General features: G+C 64.7%; 18 protein-coding genes. All 18 read left to right on the top strand.

Translation table 11 applies throughout. The features are described 5' to 3' along the window. Positions 1-2 precede the first annotated feature (2 nt). Positions 3-2222 carry a ClpP-like prohead protease/major capsid protein fusion protein gene (locus LL964_RS09815; protein ID WP_104587518.1) on the top strand — a complete coding sequence of 740 codons (2220 nt, stop codon included), beginning with the start codon at positions 3-5 and terminating at the stop codon, positions 2220-2222. Positions 2223-2295: 73 nt separating this feature from the next. Beyond that, complete coding sequence (locus LL964_RS09820; protein ID WP_104587517.1) at positions 2296-2649, top strand: DUF2190 family protein; 354 nt, start codon at positions 2296-2298, stop codon at positions 2647-2649. Positions 2650-2729: 80 nt separating this feature from the next. Then, positions 2730-3158 carry a structural protein P5 gene (locus tag LL964_RS09825; RefSeq protein WP_104587516.1) on the top strand — a complete coding sequence of 143 codons (429 nt, stop codon included), beginning with the start codon at positions 2730-2732 and terminating at the stop codon, positions 3156-3158. Next, on the top strand, positions 3158-3619 hold the full coding sequence (locus LL964_RS09830; protein WP_104587515.1) for a hypothetical protein: 462 nt from the start codon (positions 3158-3160) through the stop codon (positions 3617-3619). Before LL964_RS09825 ends, LL964_RS09830 begins: the two co-directional genes overlap by 1 nt. Next, positions 3616-3894, top strand: coding sequence for a hypothetical protein (locus tag LL964_RS09835; RefSeq protein ID WP_104587514.1), 279 nt, complete (start codon positions 3616-3618; stop codon positions 3892-3894). The genes LL964_RS09830 and LL964_RS09835 overlap by 4 nt, the downstream gene beginning before the upstream one ends. Then, positions 3891-4391, top strand: a complete 501-nt coding sequence (locus tag LL964_RS09840; protein WP_104587513.1) for a hypothetical protein — start codon at positions 3891-3893, stop codon at positions 4389-4391. Before LL964_RS09835 ends, LL964_RS09840 begins: the two co-directional genes overlap by 4 nt. Continuing rightward, positions 4391-4702: a lipoprotein gene (locus LL964_RS09845; protein WP_228329426.1), complete on the top strand. Its 312-nt coding sequence runs from the start codon at positions 4391-4393 to the stop codon at positions 4700-4702. Before LL964_RS09840 ends, LL964_RS09845 begins: the two co-directional genes overlap by 1 nt. Further along, a complete protein-coding gene (locus LL964_RS09850; protein ID WP_104587512.1) occupies positions 4699-5472 on the top strand; it encodes a hypothetical protein in 774 nt (257 codons plus the stop codon). The genes LL964_RS09845 and LL964_RS09850 overlap by 4 nt, the downstream gene beginning before the upstream one ends. Further along, positions 5469-5795: a hypothetical protein gene (locus LL964_RS09855; protein ID WP_104587511.1), complete on the top strand. Its 327-nt coding sequence runs from the start codon at positions 5469-5471 to the stop codon at positions 5793-5795. Before LL964_RS09850 ends, LL964_RS09855 begins: the two co-directional genes overlap by 4 nt. Beyond that, a complete protein-coding gene (locus LL964_RS09860; protein ID WP_104587510.1) occupies positions 5788-6222 on the top strand; it encodes a hypothetical protein in 435 nt (144 codons plus the stop codon). The genes LL964_RS09855 and LL964_RS09860 overlap by 8 nt, the downstream gene beginning before the upstream one ends. Positions 6223-6252: 30 nt before the next feature. Next, complete coding sequence (locus LL964_RS09865) at positions 6253-7008, top strand: phage tail tube protein (RefSeq protein WP_104587509.1); 756 nt, start codon at positions 6253-6255, stop codon at positions 7006-7008. Beyond that, on the top strand, positions 7005-7481 hold the full coding sequence (locus LL964_RS09870; protein WP_104587508.1) for a hypothetical protein: 477 nt from the start codon (positions 7005-7007) through the stop codon (positions 7479-7481). Before LL964_RS09865 ends, LL964_RS09870 begins: the two co-directional genes overlap by 4 nt. A 206-nt stretch (positions 7482-7687) precedes the next feature. Continuing rightward, positions 7688-10357 (top strand): phage tail tape measure protein, encoded by a 2670-nt coding sequence (locus LL964_RS09875; RefSeq protein WP_228329427.1) that lies wholly within the window; start codon positions 7688-7690, stop codon positions 10355-10357. Then, positions 10357-10713: a hypothetical protein gene (locus tag LL964_RS09880; RefSeq protein ID WP_104587506.1), complete on the top strand. Its 357-nt coding sequence runs from the start codon at positions 10357-10359 to the stop codon at positions 10711-10713. Before LL964_RS09875 ends, LL964_RS09880 begins: the two co-directional genes overlap by 1 nt. After that, positions 10710-11177 (top strand): DUF1833 family protein, encoded by a 468-nt coding sequence (locus LL964_RS09885; RefSeq protein WP_104587505.1) that lies wholly within the window; start codon positions 10710-10712, stop codon positions 11175-11177. Before LL964_RS09880 ends, LL964_RS09885 begins: the two co-directional genes overlap by 4 nt. Further along, on the top strand, positions 11177-11569 hold the full coding sequence (locus LL964_RS09890) for an NlpC/P60 family protein (RefSeq protein ID WP_104587504.1): 393 nt from the start codon (positions 11177-11179) through the stop codon (positions 11567-11569). Before LL964_RS09885 ends, LL964_RS09890 begins: the two co-directional genes overlap by 1 nt. Further along, positions 11560-16284, top strand: a complete 4725-nt coding sequence (locus tag LL964_RS09895) for a host specificity factor TipJ family phage tail protein (RefSeq protein ID WP_104587503.1) — start codon at positions 11560-11562, stop codon at positions 16282-16284. The genes LL964_RS09890 and LL964_RS09895 overlap by 10 nt, the downstream gene beginning before the upstream one ends. After that, the gene (locus LL964_RS09900) at positions 16281-16592 is read left to right on the top strand and encodes a hypothetical protein (RefSeq protein ID WP_104587502.1); all 312 of its coding nucleotides are present in this window, start codon (positions 16281-16283) and stop codon (positions 16590-16592) included. The genes LL964_RS09895 and LL964_RS09900 overlap by 4 nt, the downstream gene beginning before the upstream one ends. Position 16593: the final 1 nt, after the last annotated feature.

Consider the following 16593-nt stretch of genomic DNA (forward strand, 5'->3'; position numbering starts at 1 on the left):
CTATGCGACCTACTGCACTCACCGCGGCGTTGGGCCGCGTGCTTGCCGATGCCGGCCAGGCGCTCGGCCCTTGCCTGCTCAAGATCGAGGCCCGCGCCAACGACATCGCCGAGGTGATGATCTACGGCACCATAGGCGACAGCCTTTGGTCGGAATCGGTCTCCGCACTGGAGTTGGCCGAGCAGATCAGCCAGATCACCGCCGGCACGATCCACGTGCGCATCAACAGCGGCGGCGGTGTCGTGGCCGATGGCATGGCCATCTACAACGCACTGAGCCAGCACGCCGCGCACAAGGTGGTGTTCGTGGACGGCCAGGCGGCATCGATCGCCTCGCTGATCGCCATGGCCGGCAATGAGGTGGTGATGTACGCCAGCTCGCTGCTGATGGTGCATGCGCCACACACGATCGCCGCCGGCAACGCGTCCTCGTTCCGCCAGTACGCCACCGCGCTGGATGCGCACGCCGGTGCGATGTTGGAGGCCTATGCCACCAAAACCGGCAAGCGCACCGAGGTGGAGCAGCTGCTTACCGACGGCGCCGACCATTGGTACACCGGCGCGCAGGCGGTGGAGTTCGGCTTTGCCGACCGCGTTGCGGACACCGCCGCCGCCGCTCGCGCCGAGGGCGCCTGCGTTGTGGCGCTTACCGGCTACCTGCAGGCCATCAACCAGGCGCCGGCCCCGGTTGCCGCGCAGCTGCGCGGGCACATCGCCGCCGCACTCAGCCCCAGCGTGTTCGCCTCACTTCCCGAGGTCACCCAAACGGCCGTTGTTGGCCACATCGAGGATCCTATGACCCAGCAAACCTATCTCCGTATCCTCGCCAACGCCGGTGGCGGGCAGGGTGCAACGACGACCACCACCGTGACCCCGCCGCCGGCTGCGGCTGCGCCAACGCCGGTGGTTGCCGCCGCCCCGGACGCCGCTGCTGCCGTGCAGGCCGCACTTGTGGCCATGCGCGGGCGCAACACCGACATCATGGCGCTGGCCGAGCCGCACATGGGCAATGCGGAGATCCGCGCCTATGTGGATGGCGTCATTGCCGCCGCCGACCCGAATGTCACCGCGGACAACGTAGGCCGCCACATCCTGGCGTTGATGGGCCGCAACGGCGAGCCGCTCAACGGCCGTGCCGGCATCGTTCCCGGTGGCGATCAACGCGACCAGACCCGCGCTGCGATGGGCAATGCCATCCAGGCACGTGTCGGCCTGGTGCAGGCCACCGACGGCAACCCGTATCGCGGCCTGAGCATGACCGAGCTGGCGCGGGCATGCGTGGAATCGACCGGCACCAACACGCGTGGCATGGACCGCCTTCAGGTGGTGGGCCTGGCCTTTACGCACAGCACGTCCGACTTCCCGGCGCTGCTCGGCGATGCGGCACGCCGCGCAATCTTGCAGGGCTACCAGGAAGTGGAAGAGCAGTTCGATCAGTTCACCCGGGCGGTGAACGTGCCGGACTTCAAGCCGACCAACTTGGTCGGCCTGGGCGCCTTCAGCGATTTGCTCGTGGTGCCGGAGGGCGGCGAGTACAAGTACGGCACCTTCAGTGAGCAGTCGCAGGCGATGAAGATCGTCACCTACGGCCGGCTGTTTTCGATTACCCGTCAGGCCGTCATCAACGATGACCTGGGCGTCTTCAGCGACGTGCCGCGCAAGATGGGCCAGGCCGCCAAGCGCACGATGGCCAAGGCAGTGTTCAACCTGATCACCGCCAACCCGGTACTTGCCGACGGCAAGACGCTGTTCCATGCCGACCACGGCAACCTATTGCCCGGTGCCGGCATCACCACCGAAAGTGTGGCGGCCATGCAGGCGCGCATGGCGCTGCAGAAGGACACGGACGGCAACATCATCCGTGTGCCGATGAAGTCCCTGCTGGTGCCGGTGGCACTGAGCGGCGCCGCGCTCACCGTGCGTGCCAGCCAGTACGAAGTTGGTGCGGCTAGTCGTGCCAATACCACGCCGAACATCGTGCAGAACACGTTCGACGTCATCAGCGATGGCCGGCTCGATGCCGTCAGCGCCAACGCCTGGTACGGCGTTGCCAACTCGGCTTACGTCGACAGCATTGTGGTGGGCTATCTCGACGGCAACCAGACCCCGTATCTGGAACAGCACGAGGGCTTCACCGTCGACGGCGTGGCCTGGAAGGTCCGTCTGGACGCCGCACCTGCGGTGGCCGATTACCGCGGCATCTACAAGAACCCGGGCGCGTGATCGCGCACGCGGCGACGCCAGTCGCCGCGTGCCGCTTGTCTGATCCCTCTACTTACGTCTCCGGAGAAACTGCATGAAAAACGCACATCAAGACGGCCGTGTGCTCGATATCACTCTGACTGCAGCCGCCAAGAGCGGGCAAGTGGTTGTGATTGGCAAGCTGGTCGGCGTCGCTGTCACCGACGGCGAGATCGGCGACACCATCGCCGTCCATGTGGAAGGTGTCTTCCGCCTGCCCAAACTGGGCACCGCTGTATTTGCTGTTGGCACCGTAGTCAATTGGGACACCGGTAATGCACGCGCCATTGTCGCGGCGGGTGGCGCTGGTGCCGCCAACGGTATCGGTTATGCCGTGGCCGCTGCTGCCAACGGCACCACGGAACTGCTGGTGCGGCTGACGCCTGGCACCGCAACCGCTGGCGCCTAACCCCTCGACCACCATCGCACGCAGATGCCCGTGTGGCGCGTGCGGTGGTGGGTCTTCTGACCTCTTTGAGTACTGCATCCATGTCCAGGCCTCGTGGCGTGCGAAATAACAATCCCGGCAACATCGATCGCACCAGCACCGTCTGGCAGGGCGAGGATCGCAGTGCGTCCGCCTTGGCGCGCGAGTCGCGCTTTGCCGTCTTCGATACGCCCGAATACGGCTTCCGTGCGCTGGTCAAGACGCTGCTGACCTACCAGCGCAAGCATGGCCTGCGCACAGTGCGCGGCATCATCAACCGTTGGGCGCCGCCGGTGGAGAACGACACCGGTGCCTATGCGCGCCAGGTGGCTACCGCACTCGGCGTGGATGTGGACCAGCGCATCAACGTGGAAGCGCCGGCTACGGCGTTCCAGCTGGCCAAGGCGATCGCCAAGCACGAGAACGGCGGCAACTTCTGGGGCGATGCGGTCATCTGGGATGGCGTGGAGCTGGCGGGGATCGCCCGGTGATGGACGGCGGCGCTACGGTGGTGCTGAAGACGGCGGCGCTGCTGGTGGCCACCAGCGCGGGCAGCGCGGTAGTCACCGAGGTGATCACCGGCAGCGAACACCTGTTCCTTGGCATTCCGCAGTCGTGGTTTCTGGCGGCGGTGGTGGGTGCGTTGGTGGGCCTGCTGCTGCTCAGTGAGATCGACGTGGGTAAGGTGTCCGCGCCCAGCGGTGGGCCGGGCGTGCAGTGGCTGACGCTGCTGCTACGCGTGGGCTTGCTGGGGCTGTTCGTGCTGGGGTTTGCGTTGGCGGCCGGCTGGATCGTGGTGGCGCTGGCCAACTACTTTCCCTCGGTGCACCGCATTGGCATCGCAGTGAGCGGGCTGAGCGGCTTCATCATCAAGCCGATGCTGCCGCACTACCTGGGCGCACTGCAGAAGTGGTCCGACCGGTTGGCCGGCCGCGCAGGAGGTGCCGCGTGAGCATCTACCTCCTGAGCCTGGTCAGTACGCTGGCGGTGTTTTGCGCCACGACCTGGCAGCTGCTGCACACCTTTCATGGCGGCGAGCGTGCGCGCGATCGCGCGGCATGGGCGCTGCGGGGTGCCTGCTTCATTGGCCTCGCCGTCGGCATGCTGGGCATCTTCCTGCGTGACCTGTCCCAGCACACGCCCACGCCCTGGTACGTGCTGCTGGTGCGCGTGAGCCTGACGGTCCTGCTGATCTACCCGTGGCGTCGCCGGGAGAGTGAACGATGAATATTCTGGCCTTCCTCAAAGCGCTGGTGGCGCTGGTATTCGGATGGGCTGCCGATGCACTGACCTGGCTGCGCAAGCCGGGCAGCCGGCTGAAGGTGGTCTGTGCGCTGCTGGCCGCGCTGCTATCGATTGCTGCGCTCACGTCCTATCGCAAGGGCCAGCAGGTCATCGTGGTGACGCGCCAGGTGGCGCAGTGCCAGAGCGATCGCACGTCGGCCCTGGAAGCGGCGCAGCTCAAGCGCGCCGAGTTGGAGCGTAACAACGCCGACAAGGATGCCGCACTGGCGACCATCGCCGCCAAGTTGCAGGCCGAGGCCGAGAAGCTGCGAGTACTGCAGGAGCGCAACGCCGGCCTGCGCGACAAGACCGAAGCGGCCAAGGTCGCCGCAGACCGCAGCGCCAAGGCGTTCAAACAGGAATACGACCAGCGCCCGGCCGAATGCAATGCGGCCCTGCAGGCGCTGGCTGCTGCGTGCCCCAGCCTAGGAGGCTACTGATGCTGCGTTCACTGTTCGTCATCGCTATGGTCGTTGCCCTGGCTGGCTGCGGCAAGAAGGGCATCACGCGCGAAGACCCGGCGCGCCCAGTGGTCGTGGCGCCAGCGCCGGCCGTGATTGCCGTGCCGGTACGCACCTACGTGCAGATCGAGCCGCGCCTGACGCAGCGCTGCGCGTGGGTGAAGAGCGGCACGCTGGAGCAGGTGCTGGACGTCTCGCGTGGGCGCAAACGCTGCCTGGAGTTCTACGAGGCCAACCTAGGCGAGATCGAACAGGTGCAGGGCACGCCAGCGGGCGAGGGCAGCCCGTGAGCCAGATCCGCATCGCGGTGGATGCCGCTAACCTGCTCGGCCGCCAATTGAGCGCACTGGAGCGCGAGCAGCTGCCGTTTGCCATCATGCAGGCGTGTAACGCCACGGCATTTGAGATTCGGGAAACGTGGAAGCGTACCGCGCCACGGGTTTTCGACAGGCCGTCGCCCCTGACAATCAACGCGGCGCTGTACACCAAAGCTACAAAACAGAGCCCTTTCGCTGAGATTTTCTTACGAGACAGGGCATCGAACGGCACTTCACCAGCAAAGTATTTGCTAGCTGAGGTGGAGGGCGGAACTCGCCGCAGGAAGGGGCTCGAAGTGCTTCTCCAGGCCAAGGGACTGATGCCTGCAGGGCAGTTTGCGCAAATGGGGCGAGGTGCCAGCTTGGACCAGTTCGGCAATGTTCGCCGTAGCCAAGTTAAAGCGGTCCTTTCGCAGTTGCAAGCACAGTCTCCCCAGCAGATCGCGGGCCGTGAAAGTAGTGCTAGGTCGCGTAAGCGCCAGTCCAGCAAAAATCGTGGCGGTCAGTACTTCGCGATCACAAAGCAACGCGGACGTTTGAAGCCTGGCATATACGAGAGGGTCGGCACCGGCTTTGGTAGTGCCGTCCGCAGCATTTTTATCTTCACTGAAAGTGCCAGCTACACGCCGCGCTACGACATCTTCGGCCTTGCCCAGCGCACCTGGGACAAGCTGATGCCGTTCTATTTTAACCGCGAGCTGGACAAGGCCATCCAAAGTGCGATCGCCAAGGTGCGCGCATGAGCCAGCGCGAGTTCTTGCAAGCCTTCGATGCGGCCACTTTTTCGGCCTTCGCTGAGGTAGGCCTGGCTGATGGCGATGCACGTTACCAGGCGCCCGACGCACCGGAAACTGTGCCGTGCACCGTGCAGATCGATCGAGCCGTGCGCGATTTCGGCGGCGACCTGGCGCCGGTGAGCACCGGCTACACGCTCGTGACCTTCCAGCGCGCCGAGGTGCAGCCGGCCAAGCGCGGCCGGCTGCTGCTGCCCGGCGAGACGCTGGTGCTGGCGGAGCGCGTGCGGCAGGACGAATCCATCAGCCAGTGGGTGGCCGACCATGGCTAGCCCACGCGAGAGCCTGCGCGCAGCGGTCGGCGCTTGTCTGCAGCGCATCAGCCGGGCCAGCGGCTACCAGACCGATGCCGGCGCCAGCCTGACGTTGGAGCCGGGCCAGGTCGACGAAGACACAGCCGCCGTGCTGACCGTGCTGGTGGCCAAGCAACAGCGCGCCAGCGAAAGCGCACTGACGCGCACGCACCGGCTGACCACGCTGGTGATCGTGGCGAAGGCGCCTGCACCGCTGGACACCGCGCAGGCGCAGCTGGACGCGCTGGTGTCCGACATCGAGCGGGCCATGGCCGACCAGCAGTTCCGCTACCCGCCCGGCATCCAGTTCCCGCAGTACGTGTCCATGGAGCCGGTAAAGCCAGAAGCCGGCATGAGCTGGATCGGCGCACTGCTCACCTACCAAACCCACATCCCCATCACCTGACGCCGCCCGCGGCACCTACGAGGAGCATCCATGCCCATCAATTCCCCCGATTACAGCTACCTGGGTAGCGGCGAGCTGCACCTGCGTAAGCGTGGTGCGGCCAAGCCGTTTCGCGGCGTTGGCAACTGCTCGGCCTTCAGCTTCTCACCACAGACCAATCGCGTGAGCCTGTTGGACAACACCCAGCCCGGTGGTGGCAATCGCAATTCGGTCGACCGGGTCACCGAGGTGCAGGTGAGCTTCACCATGCACGACTTCAGCGCGGACAACTTCGCCGATGTGCTGCGCGGTACGGCCACTTCGGTCGCGGCAGGTAACGCCATCGATGAGCTGGTGGTGGCCTACAAGGACGGCGTCACGCCGCTGCTCAACCTGGCCAACGACATCACTGCCGTCAAGCCGATCACCGGCAGCACCGTCTACGTGAAGGGGGAGGACTGGGACATCAAGAATGGCGCGCTGTACGTGCCTGCCGGCTCCGCGATCACCGAGCCGGTGGCGGGCGCCGCCAACCTGAAGGTGAGCTACGGATACGGTGCGGCCGAGCGCCTGCAGGCGCTGGTCAATCCCAATGAAGAGTACGAACTGCTGTTCCTGGGGTTCAACGAGGCGCGCAGCGGTAAAAAGGTGCGCGCGCAGGCCTACCGCGTATCCGGCGGCGTCATCGGCGAGCTGGCACTGATCGGTGAGCAGTACGGCGCTGGCACCGTCACGGGCACGCTCAGCAAGGACACCAGCAAGCCGGCCGGCGTGTCGCAGTACTTTACCTGGGATGCCGAAAAGTGAGCGAGGACATCGACATCCTGACGCCGCCCACGCGCACGATCACTTTCCGCGGCGAGCAGCTGGAACTCGGGCCGGTGACGCTGGCCCAAATTGGCCCCTTCATGACCGCCACACGGCCGATCATCGGACGCGTGCTGATCGCCGCCAGCTTGGTCAATGCCGGTGCCTCGATCGAGGTGGCTGCGCTGCTGATGGACGTGCTGGAGCAGAACGGGACGGCCTTCGCGAAGGCCGGCGCGCTCGTCACCGGCAAGCCAGAGGAATGGATTGCCGGTGCGAGCCTTGCCGATGCGGCCACGCTGGTTGAGGCAGTGGTGGAGCTCAACCAGGATTTTTTCGGCCAGCGCCTGCCGAGCCTGATGCAGGCGGCAGGCAAAGCCATCCCCGCGATGGTGGCGACGCAGGCGGAACCGACTGGGCCGATCTTGTCCACTTCCTCGTCGCCCGCGGGCACCAGCGCCGAGACGTCCTGACCTACACCCTGGTGCAAGCGAAAGCGTTCTCTGCAGCTGCTGTGCGCGACGACCACGAGCAGCTGCGGCAACGCGAAGCATCCACGGCGCAGGCCGTACGGATGGCGATGGGATCTGAGCCTGCCGCCTTTACGAAGTACCTCAACGACTTGAACCAGTAAATGGCCGACCAATCAGCAAACCTACGCGTCCGCATCAGTGCGGACGTGAACGACATCAAGCAAGGCCTCGCGTTGCTGCGCGGGCAACTTGCCGCTGTGCAGAAGCAGGCCAGCCAGCCGCTGCCGGTAAACAACCCTGTGTCGCAACTGGGCGTTTCGGCTGGTCAGACGGCGGCAGCTATGCGACAGCTGCCTGCGCAGTTCACCGACATTTTCACCAGCTTGCAGGGTGGGATGCCATTTTTCACCGTGCTGGTGCAGCAAGGTGGGCAGATCAAGGACAGCTTTGGCGGCATCGGGCCCGCGCTGTCTGGCGTCTCCTCCGCCCTGGTTGGAATGGTCAATCCGCTCACGATCACGGCCGCCGCCGCTGCAGCGGTGGCGATTGCCTGGAAGCAGGGCAGCGACGAGGCAACGGCTTACCAAAGGGCGCTGATTCTGACCGGCAACCAGTCCGGCCAAACGGCTGAGCGCCTGGCAGAAGTGGCCGCGCAGATGGATGCCATTGCCGGTGTGACCACGTCGAGCGCCGCCGCCGCGCTGGCGGAAGTGGCGGCCACTGGCAAATTTACCGCCGACCAGATGGAAACGGTGGCGATCGCCGCCGAGACCATGCGTGCCGGCACTGGCAAAGCGGTGGGCGAAACCGTCGCCGAGTTCGCCAAGATCAAGGCCGACCCGGTGGCCGCGCTGCTCGAGCTCAACGAGACCATGCACTTCCTGGACCAGACGCAGCTGGCCAACATCAGGACGCTGATCGAGCAGGGCGATCAGGTCCAGGCGGTCGCTGCTGCATTCAAGATCTACGCCGATACGCTCAAGGATAGGGCGGCTGACGTACAGGAGAACCTCGGCTACATGGAGCGGGCGTGGCGCGCAGTGGCGGGCGCTGCCGCCCTGGCTTGGGACACGATGCTTGGAGTTGGCCGGCAAGAGACGGCTACAGGCAAGATCAAGCAGCTGCAGTCAAATATTGAAGGCCTGAGAAATGGCGATAATTTCTATGGGGATGTGAGTCCTGCCAACCGTGCAAGGTTGATCGCTGATTTCCAGAAGGAGATCGAGGCGCTACAGAAAGAGGCGAACAAAAAGCCGGTCAAGGTGATCATGGCCGGTATCTACTCGGAAGTGGATACCAAGCAAGAGGAAGCTCGCACGAAGTTCCAAGAGCAGGGCGTGCAGTACCTGACCAAACAGGAGCAGCTGGAAAAGAGCATCACGGACATGCGCAAGTTGGCAGCGCAAGCCGGTATCACCGATACCAAGGTGTTGCAGCAGCGGGAGCAGGCGATGAAGGATGCTGCCGCAGCAGCTGGGGCCAGGGGCGCCGCAAGTTCGGCCACCGGCGGTCGCTCTGCAAGGCTCCAGAGTATTAAGGATGCGTTCACCGCCGAGCAGGCGCAGATCACTACCAGCACCAAGGTCCTGCAAGCGCAGTACCAGGCGCGCGAGGTCTCGGCCGAAACCTACTACCAGCGCATGCGGGATCTGGCCGAGCGGGGCACTGCCGCCGAGGCACAGTCGCTCCAGAAGCAGATCGATTACCTCAATAGCCGCAACGTCAGCGGCAAGCAGTTGATCGACGTCAATAAGCAGGTCGGCGAGCTGGAGGCGCAGCTGGTCAAGGTGCGCACCGAGGGCGCCGCGGCCCTTGAGGTGTTGTCCACCGAAGAGGGCAAGCTGAAGAAGCAGCGCGAAGACGCACTTGCCTCTTACAAGGCAGCGCTGGACGCCAGCACCGATGCGCTACAGGTAGACATGGACGCCATGATTGCCCGTGTCGGCGCGGGCGATCGCGAGTTCGAGATCCAGCAGCGCCTCAACGGCGTCTACCGGGAGCAAGCGCAGCGCCTCACCGAGCTTGCCCTGCAGAAGAACACCGGCCGCATTGACGAGGCCACCGCCGCTGCAGAGGAGCAGGCTGTGCGCGCTTCGACTGAGCGCCGTGTCCAGATCATCCGCGACGGCTATGAGCGCATGTCCGAAGCGCAGGCCGATTGGGGTAACGGCGCGTCTGCGGCGTGGACGAATTACGTGGATGAGGCCCGCAATGCTGCCGGTCAGGTGGAGTCCGCCGTCGGCTCTGCCCTGGGCGGTCTGGAGGATGTGTTCGTCAAGTTCGTGACCACCGGCAAGATGAGCTTCAGTGATCTGGCTAATTCGATCATTGCCGACTTGGCGCGTATTGCTGCAAAGCAAGCGATTTCGGGTGCTCTGGGGGCGCTATTCGGTCAGCTCGGTGGTGGAGCCTCGGCTGGAGCCGTTTCCGGAACGATGGGGACGTTCGGAAACAACATCGACCAATTTATTCGCGGTAAGGCCTCAGGCGGCTACACGGGGCCGGGTGGGGTGTACGAGCCTGCGGGCATTGTGCACAAGGGCGAGGGCGTGCTGAGTCAACGCGATATCGCCTCGATTGGCGGGCCGGGCGCGTTCCTTTCGCTGCTTAGCACGATTCGCAGCGGGCGCGGTTATGCAGCGGGCGGGCTCGTTGGTAGCGCCGTAATGCCCTCCATTTCACCTGCTGGGGGCATGAGCGTTGAGATCAACAATTACACCGGTCAGCAGGTGCAGCAGCGTGAGGAGCGAACCCGGGGCGCGGATGGCAGCGAGCTGAAGAAGATGATTGTGGATATCGGGGCCGAAAACATCGCTGCTGGTGGGCGTATGGCAACTGCGATCGAAAGCCGGTTTGACACGAGGAAGCGCCGCTGATGGCTGTCTTCCCACCTTATGCTGGCATCCTGTACGACACCGTGCGCCGCTCCTTCGATCCGGCCGTTGTGCGAACCGAGATGGAGCGCGGAATCCCCAAGCAGCGCGTCACCAACGACGGCGTGTTGATGAAACTTGCGATGACGCTGGACTTTGCCACCCCCGCGGACGCGATGGCCTTTGAGGATTGGTACTTTGACGTGATCCGCCGAGTCGGTTGGTTCGACTTCGTGCATCCGCTGAGCGGCGCGCCGCTGCAGGTGCGTTTCGAAGGCGGTGACATCGGGGAGCTACGACCGGTGGAGGGCGCTGATCGGCCGTGGCAGTGCGATGTCACCGTGGAGTACCTGCGATGAGCACGTTTCTCGAACGCCGCCAGCGCGTCACCGACGACAACACGACCGCGCCGCTGGAGCTGCTGGAGATGACCGCGCCCTCATTCGGCGCCGTCTTGCGGATCGCCAACGATACGCGCGATTGGGTCAGTAACGGCAACACGTATATCGGATATCCCTTCCGCTTCACTCCGCCGGCAGACTCTGCGGGCGAGACGCCGCGTGCACAGCTGGAAGTGGACAACGTCGGCCGTGGGATCACCGATGACCTGGAGCGCGTGCAGCCGAACGAGATGGTGATGTGCCGTTATCTGATCACTGACCGCGCCCAGCCCAATGTGATCGCTCGGCGCTTCTATCTACCGTTGATACAGGTGCGAGCAGCCGGACCGATCATCACCGCGCAGATTGGCGTGGACTTTTTCATGCGCCAGCAGGCGGTGAAGCTACGCGCCAACCCGTTCACGCTGCCGGGGATCTTTTGATGCGGGCGAGTGAGGCTGAGCGGTTCCTCAACATCCCGTACGACGCCGACACCTACGACTGCGCCGACCTTGTGGTGCAAGTGCAGCGGGAGCTGTTCGGCCGCGATGTGCAGATTCCGGCCCGCCGACCGCGCGGTGCAGAGGGGCAGCTGGCGCTCGGCGAGTTGTCTCGCGCGTATGCCGTGCCCACTGCCACGCCAGTAGACGGCGACCTGGTGCTGATGTTCGACAAGGGTCAGAGCCGGCCCGGGCACGTCGGTGTCTTCTTCCACCTGGCCCACGAGGGCTGGGTGCTCCACACAACCAGCGCGCTCGGCAGCAGCTGGCTGCACCGCGTGCGCGAGCTGCCGGACTACGGCGCAAGGATCGAGGGGTATTACACATGGGTCTGATGACCGCGCCTGCGAGTGATGGGCAGCTGGTGCTGACACCGCACCCGGTCACGCTGGACGGGCAGTGCCACATTGCGATGGACCTGCAGCCGGGCGAGCGACTGTGCGAATTCCTGCACCGGCATGTGATCGATCTGGACCAGGGCGAGTGGACGGTGTCCATCGGTGGCCGGGTCGTGCCGCGCCACCTGTGGCCGTACGTCTATCCCAAGGATGGCCAGGTCATCGAGGTGCGCGGCGCGGTCGGCAGAAATGCCCTGTACATCGTGGCGATGATCGCGCTGACGTATTTCACCTTCGGTATCGGCTCCGCTGCTGGTTGGGGCGCGGGTGCGGCGGCGGGGGCATTTGGCGGTGGCGTCGCCGGCGCGGTCTTCGCGTCGGCGGTGTTTGTGGCCGGCTCGATCGTGATCAACAAAGTGCTCGGGCCGAAGGTCGAGAAGCCGTCAGAGAGCACCGCCGGCACGGTGTTCAGCCTTGGGGCAGCGCGCAACCGCGCACGCCAGTACGAGCCGCTGGGGTTGCTGTTCGGCCGCATGCGCATCGCGCCCGACATCGCCAGCAACACCTACTCGTGGTACGAGGGCAACGAGCAGTACATCGGCATGGTGCTCACCCCGGGCATCGGTGTTGGCCGCGTTGGCGCGTTCTCCAATGGGGATACGTTGCTGTCGAGCTATGAAGGCGTGAGCGTCTTCCACGCCGGCTACAGCCAGATGCCGGAGCAGACGATTCCGCTCTACAGCAATGTTGACACCGTCGACGGCGGTGAGCTGCCGGATGCCGCCGACTTCGTGACCCGCACCACCAGCACCGACACGGTGCGCATCCTCATCAACCTGGAATATGTGCTGGGCGGGCTGGGTACATCAGGCAAAGCCTACAACGTCTCCGAGACGGTACAGGTGCAGTACGCGCCAGCGGGCACCGGCATCTGGCAGACGCTCGCCACGCAGACCTACACCGGTGACAAGCTGGACGTCAGCAGGCGCGCGACGCTGTCGGCAGATGTGGCCAAGGGTCAGTACGACGTGCGCGTGCGCATCCTCGGCCTGGGCAACTACAGCGGCGACAACACCCAGCGCAACGACTTCCAGTGGTCGACGATGGGCAGCGTGCAGGCCGACACGGCAACGTATGCCGGCATCTCGCGCACCGGCATCATCATGAAGGCCACCGGGCAGCTCAATGGCCAGCCCGACGAGCTGCGTGCCGAGCACGTCGCCGCGCCGATCCCGGTGTGGCGCAGCGGCGCGTGGGTCAATGAGGAGTCAAGCAACCCAGGCGCCAACATCCTCAAGTACGTCCGCGGCTATTACGACAAGGACGGCAAGCTCATCGCGGGCATGGGCAAGAGTGATGAAGAGATCGACATCGAATCGCTGCAGGGCTTTATGGCCCACTGCGAAGCGAACGGCTATACCTACGACTACTGGCTGACGGAAGAGCGCAGCCACGATGAAGTGCTGCAGGCCATCGCCCTGGCCGGCATGGGGCAGACCACTTGGGCCGGTGGCCGCCTGTCGGTGGTTTGGGCCGCCGACGAGCAGCCGCTGTCGGGCGTGGTCAACATGGCTGAGATGAAGAAGGGCAGCTTCAGCGTGGACTACACGCTGGCCAGCGCTGCCGACGGCATCGAGTACAGCTATTTCGACAGCACCACCAACAAGGTCGAGACCCTGCGCGTGCCGGCGCCGGGCGTGGAGGTCATGCTCAACCCGGCGCGCCTAACCGGTGAGGGCATTGGCCGTGAGGCACACGCGGCCGAGATGGCCCGCTACCACCTCGCGCAGAGCTTGTTCCAATACAAGGACATCGGCTTCGCCCAGGACCTGCAGTACCTGTCCTATCGGCGCATGTCGATGCTGTCGATCTCCCACGACCTCACGCAGTGGGGCTTCGGCGGTCGCATCATCGCGGCCGAACGCAGCCCGCTGCTGGGCACGGTCACGCTGACGCTGGACGAGCCGGTGCCACCGCCAGATACGCGCAGCGCCTTCATCGGCCTCCGCATCCCGGGCGAGGCGGTCTACCGCACGTTCCGCGTGCGCAACTTCGCCGAGGCGACCGACACCATCCAGCTGGTCGAGGAATGGCCGGATGACGCACCGCTACCGGGCGAGGGCTACGACGATCCAATGGTGCAGGGCGGCTGGCAGGACAATCCGGCCCACGACACGGTGTGGATCTACGACTTTAAGGCCACGCCGGGCCTGCGCGTGCGCGTCGTGGCGATCGAGCCGGAGAGCGATCTGAAGGGCGCCAGCATCAGCGTGGTGCCGGAAGACACAAGGTTCTGGATCTTCGTCAAGACCGGCCAGTACATCCGGCCGGAGAGCGGCTCGTCCCTGGCCACGCGGCCGATCGTCAGCAACCTGGTGATCAGCGAGGACCAGATCACCACCGGCGACGTTACCGCGACGGACCTGTTGGCCACCTTCGATATCAGCGGGCCGTTCGATCACGCGGTGGTGTACGCCTCGGCGTCGGATGGCAACGGCGAGCTGCAGGAAGTGGCCCAGACGCGCACTCGCACGGCGCGGTGGCGCATCCCGCGCGCCGGCACCTACACGCTCAATGTGCGCCCGTTCGGTCCGGATGGGCAGATGGGCGTGGGCGCCTCGCTGATCTACACGACCATCGGCGCCGACGCGCCGCCGGTGAACTACGACATCTTCGACGTGGAGGAGATCTCCGGCGGCATCCGGCGCTACACCTGGGGCTTCTGGAACGACACCATCCGCTCGGCCAACCTGGCCGGCGCGGAGATCCGCTACACCGCGGCGCCGGAGCAGGGCGCGCCGATGCCGGCGTGGGACGCCATGACGCCGGTCGGCGACAGCGGCTACCACACCGGTGCGTTCGACTCGCCCATCCCGGCCTCGGGCAAGTGGACGTTCGCCATCCGCGCGCGCAACACCAACGGCACCCTGTCGGTGGCGGCCAAGTACGTCACCAAGACGCTCGGCAAGAACCTGGGCGAGCTGCAGGAGGAAATGCAGCAGGCGATCGATCAGACAACTGAGCAGATCCGGCAGGGCTTGATGGAAGCAGCGGAGCGCGATAGGCAAATTGCAGAGGAAGCACTGGCTGCGGCGAACAAGGCTCGCGATGACGCGATCGCGCATGCCGACGCGCTGAACGCTGCATTGGGTGATCTGGTCAACGCGGACGAATGGACATCGACCGCTTCGTATCCAAAGGGCGACTTCGTGCGCTACGACGGGCGACTGTACCGAGCAGAGCTCGCGAACTCCGGCGTCGTGCCGGCGGGCAATCCCTCAACCTGGCAGAACGTCGGCAACTACTCGAGCGCAGGCGAGGCGATTGCGGCTGCGCTGGACATGGCCAACCAGACCGCCAACGAGCTTGAAGCGGAAGCAACGCGCCTGGCCGCGGTTGTTGCTCGATTGCCAGCAGGTACCGGCCAGCTTGCGACATCGGCATCCGTCAGTGAGGAGTCTACTGCGCGTGCGAACGCCGATAGCGTTCTGGGGCAGCGGACAAGCGTGGTTGAAGCCCGCATGCCGGCCGGTAATGGCGGGCTTGCAACTGCTGCAAGTGTGACAGCGGCGAGCACTGCAAGTACGGATCGTGACGCCGCGTTGGGTCAGCGCATTGGAGTGGTCGAAGCCCGCATGCCGAGTGGCACTGGCGGCTTGGCCACCTCGGCGAGCGTAACCGCGGTAGATACCGCAAGCGCAAGCCGCGATACGGCGCTTGGTCAACGAATCGACAGTACCAACGCTGTCGTGGCGGGCAAGGCAGACACAACTGCAGTCAATGCTCTGCAGTCGAACGTCAATCAGATCGGAAACGAGACCACGGCGAACAGCTTGGCTCTGACGCAGGTGAGGTCGCAGGTGGGTGGCGGCGGCAACATCCTCAACAATTCGACATTCGAGGCCGATCTTTCGGGGTGGTCGCTCTTCTACAACCAAGACGGCGGCGCGACCACCTTGACCCGAGTTTCCCCCGGTCCGTGGGTACCCGGCGGCAACTTCGCGATGGAGATCCGGCGCCTTCCCAATGCAGGGCTGTATGGCGATTTGGTTGTGAGCTCTGCCGGGATGTCGTGCACACCAGGTGTGCGTTACTGCGCATCGGTATATGGCGCGATTCAACGTGCGGCGGGCGAGGTGATGATCGCGTTCTACGACTCCAACGAGAACGAGATCGAATCGGTGACCGGAACCCCCTTTGCCGCGTCCGGCGGGACCACGATGGCGTCTTACACCCGCAGCTTTGTTTTCCGCACCGCACCGTCGAATGCTGTTCGGGTCCGGCTCTACGTTCGCATGCACTCGCCGTACGACAATTCGACGTCATTCGGAAACTACCTGTGGATCGTGAAGCCTGCGATCAATGAGGTGGCTGCTAACACTACCGTGCCGCCGGCATGGTCGCCCTCAGCGACGGCGATCGATTTCAAGTACGCCAGCGCCACGCAGTCGCTTTCAACGAGGCTGACCACGAATGAGAATGGGGTGGCCAGCTACCAGGCGTCATGGACCCTCGCTCTGGACGTTAATGGACGGGTGGCGGGTGCGCGATCGGTGAATAACGGACAGACCGCAACCTTGGATTTCGCATTCGACAAAGTGCGATTCATTGGCGTAGATGCGGGGCAGGGCCGTAGTGAGATCGTCAACGGCAAGATCTACTGCTATGCGCCAAACGGCGTGCAGGTGATCGCCATGGGGCCAGGTGTATGACGACCTATCTTCGCGTGCGTGATGAGGCAACCAACGCGGTGCTGCTGGAGGTGACCGATCAGCCCGACTCAGACCTGCTCACTCAGCACATGGGTGCGGCCGGTATCGCCAGCGGGGCCAACGGCTCGGTGGCGGTGCCGATCACTGGCAGCGCCAATCAGCTGTACTACTGGTTCGTCGCGGACAGCGGGGCAGGTAATGCGCTGCTCCCCTACATCACCGATGACGGCAACACGATCACGTGGACATCGCCGTCGGCGACGTTGACTGCCCGTGCCGGCGGCACGTTGTTCTACGGGAGGTTTTGAC

Origin of the sequence: Xanthomonas melonis, from assembly GCF_020783655.1 — a bacterium.
Taxonomy (GTDB): Bacteria; Pseudomonadota; Gammaproteobacteria; order Xanthomonadales; family Xanthomonadaceae; genus Xanthomonas; species Xanthomonas melonis.

Excerpts from the sequence above, each read along its gene's own strand:
- LL964_RS09860 (WP_104587510.1), top strand. The coding sequence starts at position 5,788 with ATGGCTAGCCCACGCGAGAGCCTGCGCGCAGCGGTCGGCGCTTGTCTG.
- LL964_RS09880 (WP_104587506.1), top strand. The coding sequence starts at position 10,357 with ATGGCTGTCTTCCCACCTTATGCTGGCATCCTGTACGACACCGTGCGC.
- LL964_RS09900 (WP_104587502.1), top strand. The coding sequence starts at position 16,281 with ATGACGACCTATCTTCGCGTGCGTGATGAGGCAACCAACGCGGTGCTG.
- LL964_RS09815 (WP_104587518.1), top strand. The coding sequence starts at position 3 with ATGCGACCTACTGCACTCACCGCGGCGTTGGGCCGCGTGCTTGCCGAT.
- LL964_RS09830 (WP_104587515.1), top strand. The coding sequence starts at position 3,158 with ATGGACGGCGGCGCTACGGTGGTGCTGAAGACGGCGGCGCTGCTGGTG.
- LL964_RS09820 (WP_104587517.1), top strand. The coding sequence starts at position 2,296 with ATGAAAAACGCACATCAAGACGGCCGTGTGCTCGATATCACTCTGACT.
- LL964_RS09825 (WP_104587516.1), top strand. The coding sequence starts at position 2,730 with ATGTCCAGGCCTCGTGGCGTGCGAAATAACAATCCCGGCAACATCGAT.
- LL964_RS09845 (WP_228329426.1), top strand. The coding sequence starts at position 4,391 with ATGCTGCGTTCACTGTTCGTCATCGCTATGGTCGTTGCCCTGGCTGGC.
- LL964_RS09865 (WP_104587509.1), top strand. The coding sequence starts at position 6,253 with ATGCCCATCAATTCCCCCGATTACAGCTACCTGGGTAGCGGCGAGCTG.
- LL964_RS09890 (WP_104587504.1), top strand. The coding sequence starts at position 11,177 with ATGCGGGCGAGTGAGGCTGAGCGGTTCCTCAACATCCCGTACGACGCC.
- LL964_RS09895 (WP_104587503.1), top strand. The coding sequence starts at position 11,560 with ATGGGTCTGATGACCGCGCCTGCGAGTGATGGGCAGCTGGTGCTGACA.
- LL964_RS09840 (WP_104587513.1), top strand. The coding sequence starts at position 3,891 with ATGAATATTCTGGCCTTCCTCAAAGCGCTGGTGGCGCTGGTATTCGGA.
- LL964_RS09855 (WP_104587511.1), top strand. The coding sequence starts at position 5,469 with ATGAGCCAGCGCGAGTTCTTGCAAGCCTTCGATGCGGCCACTTTTTCG.
- LL964_RS09885 (WP_104587505.1), top strand. The coding sequence starts at position 10,710 with ATGAGCACGTTTCTCGAACGCCGCCAGCGCGTCACCGACGACAACACG.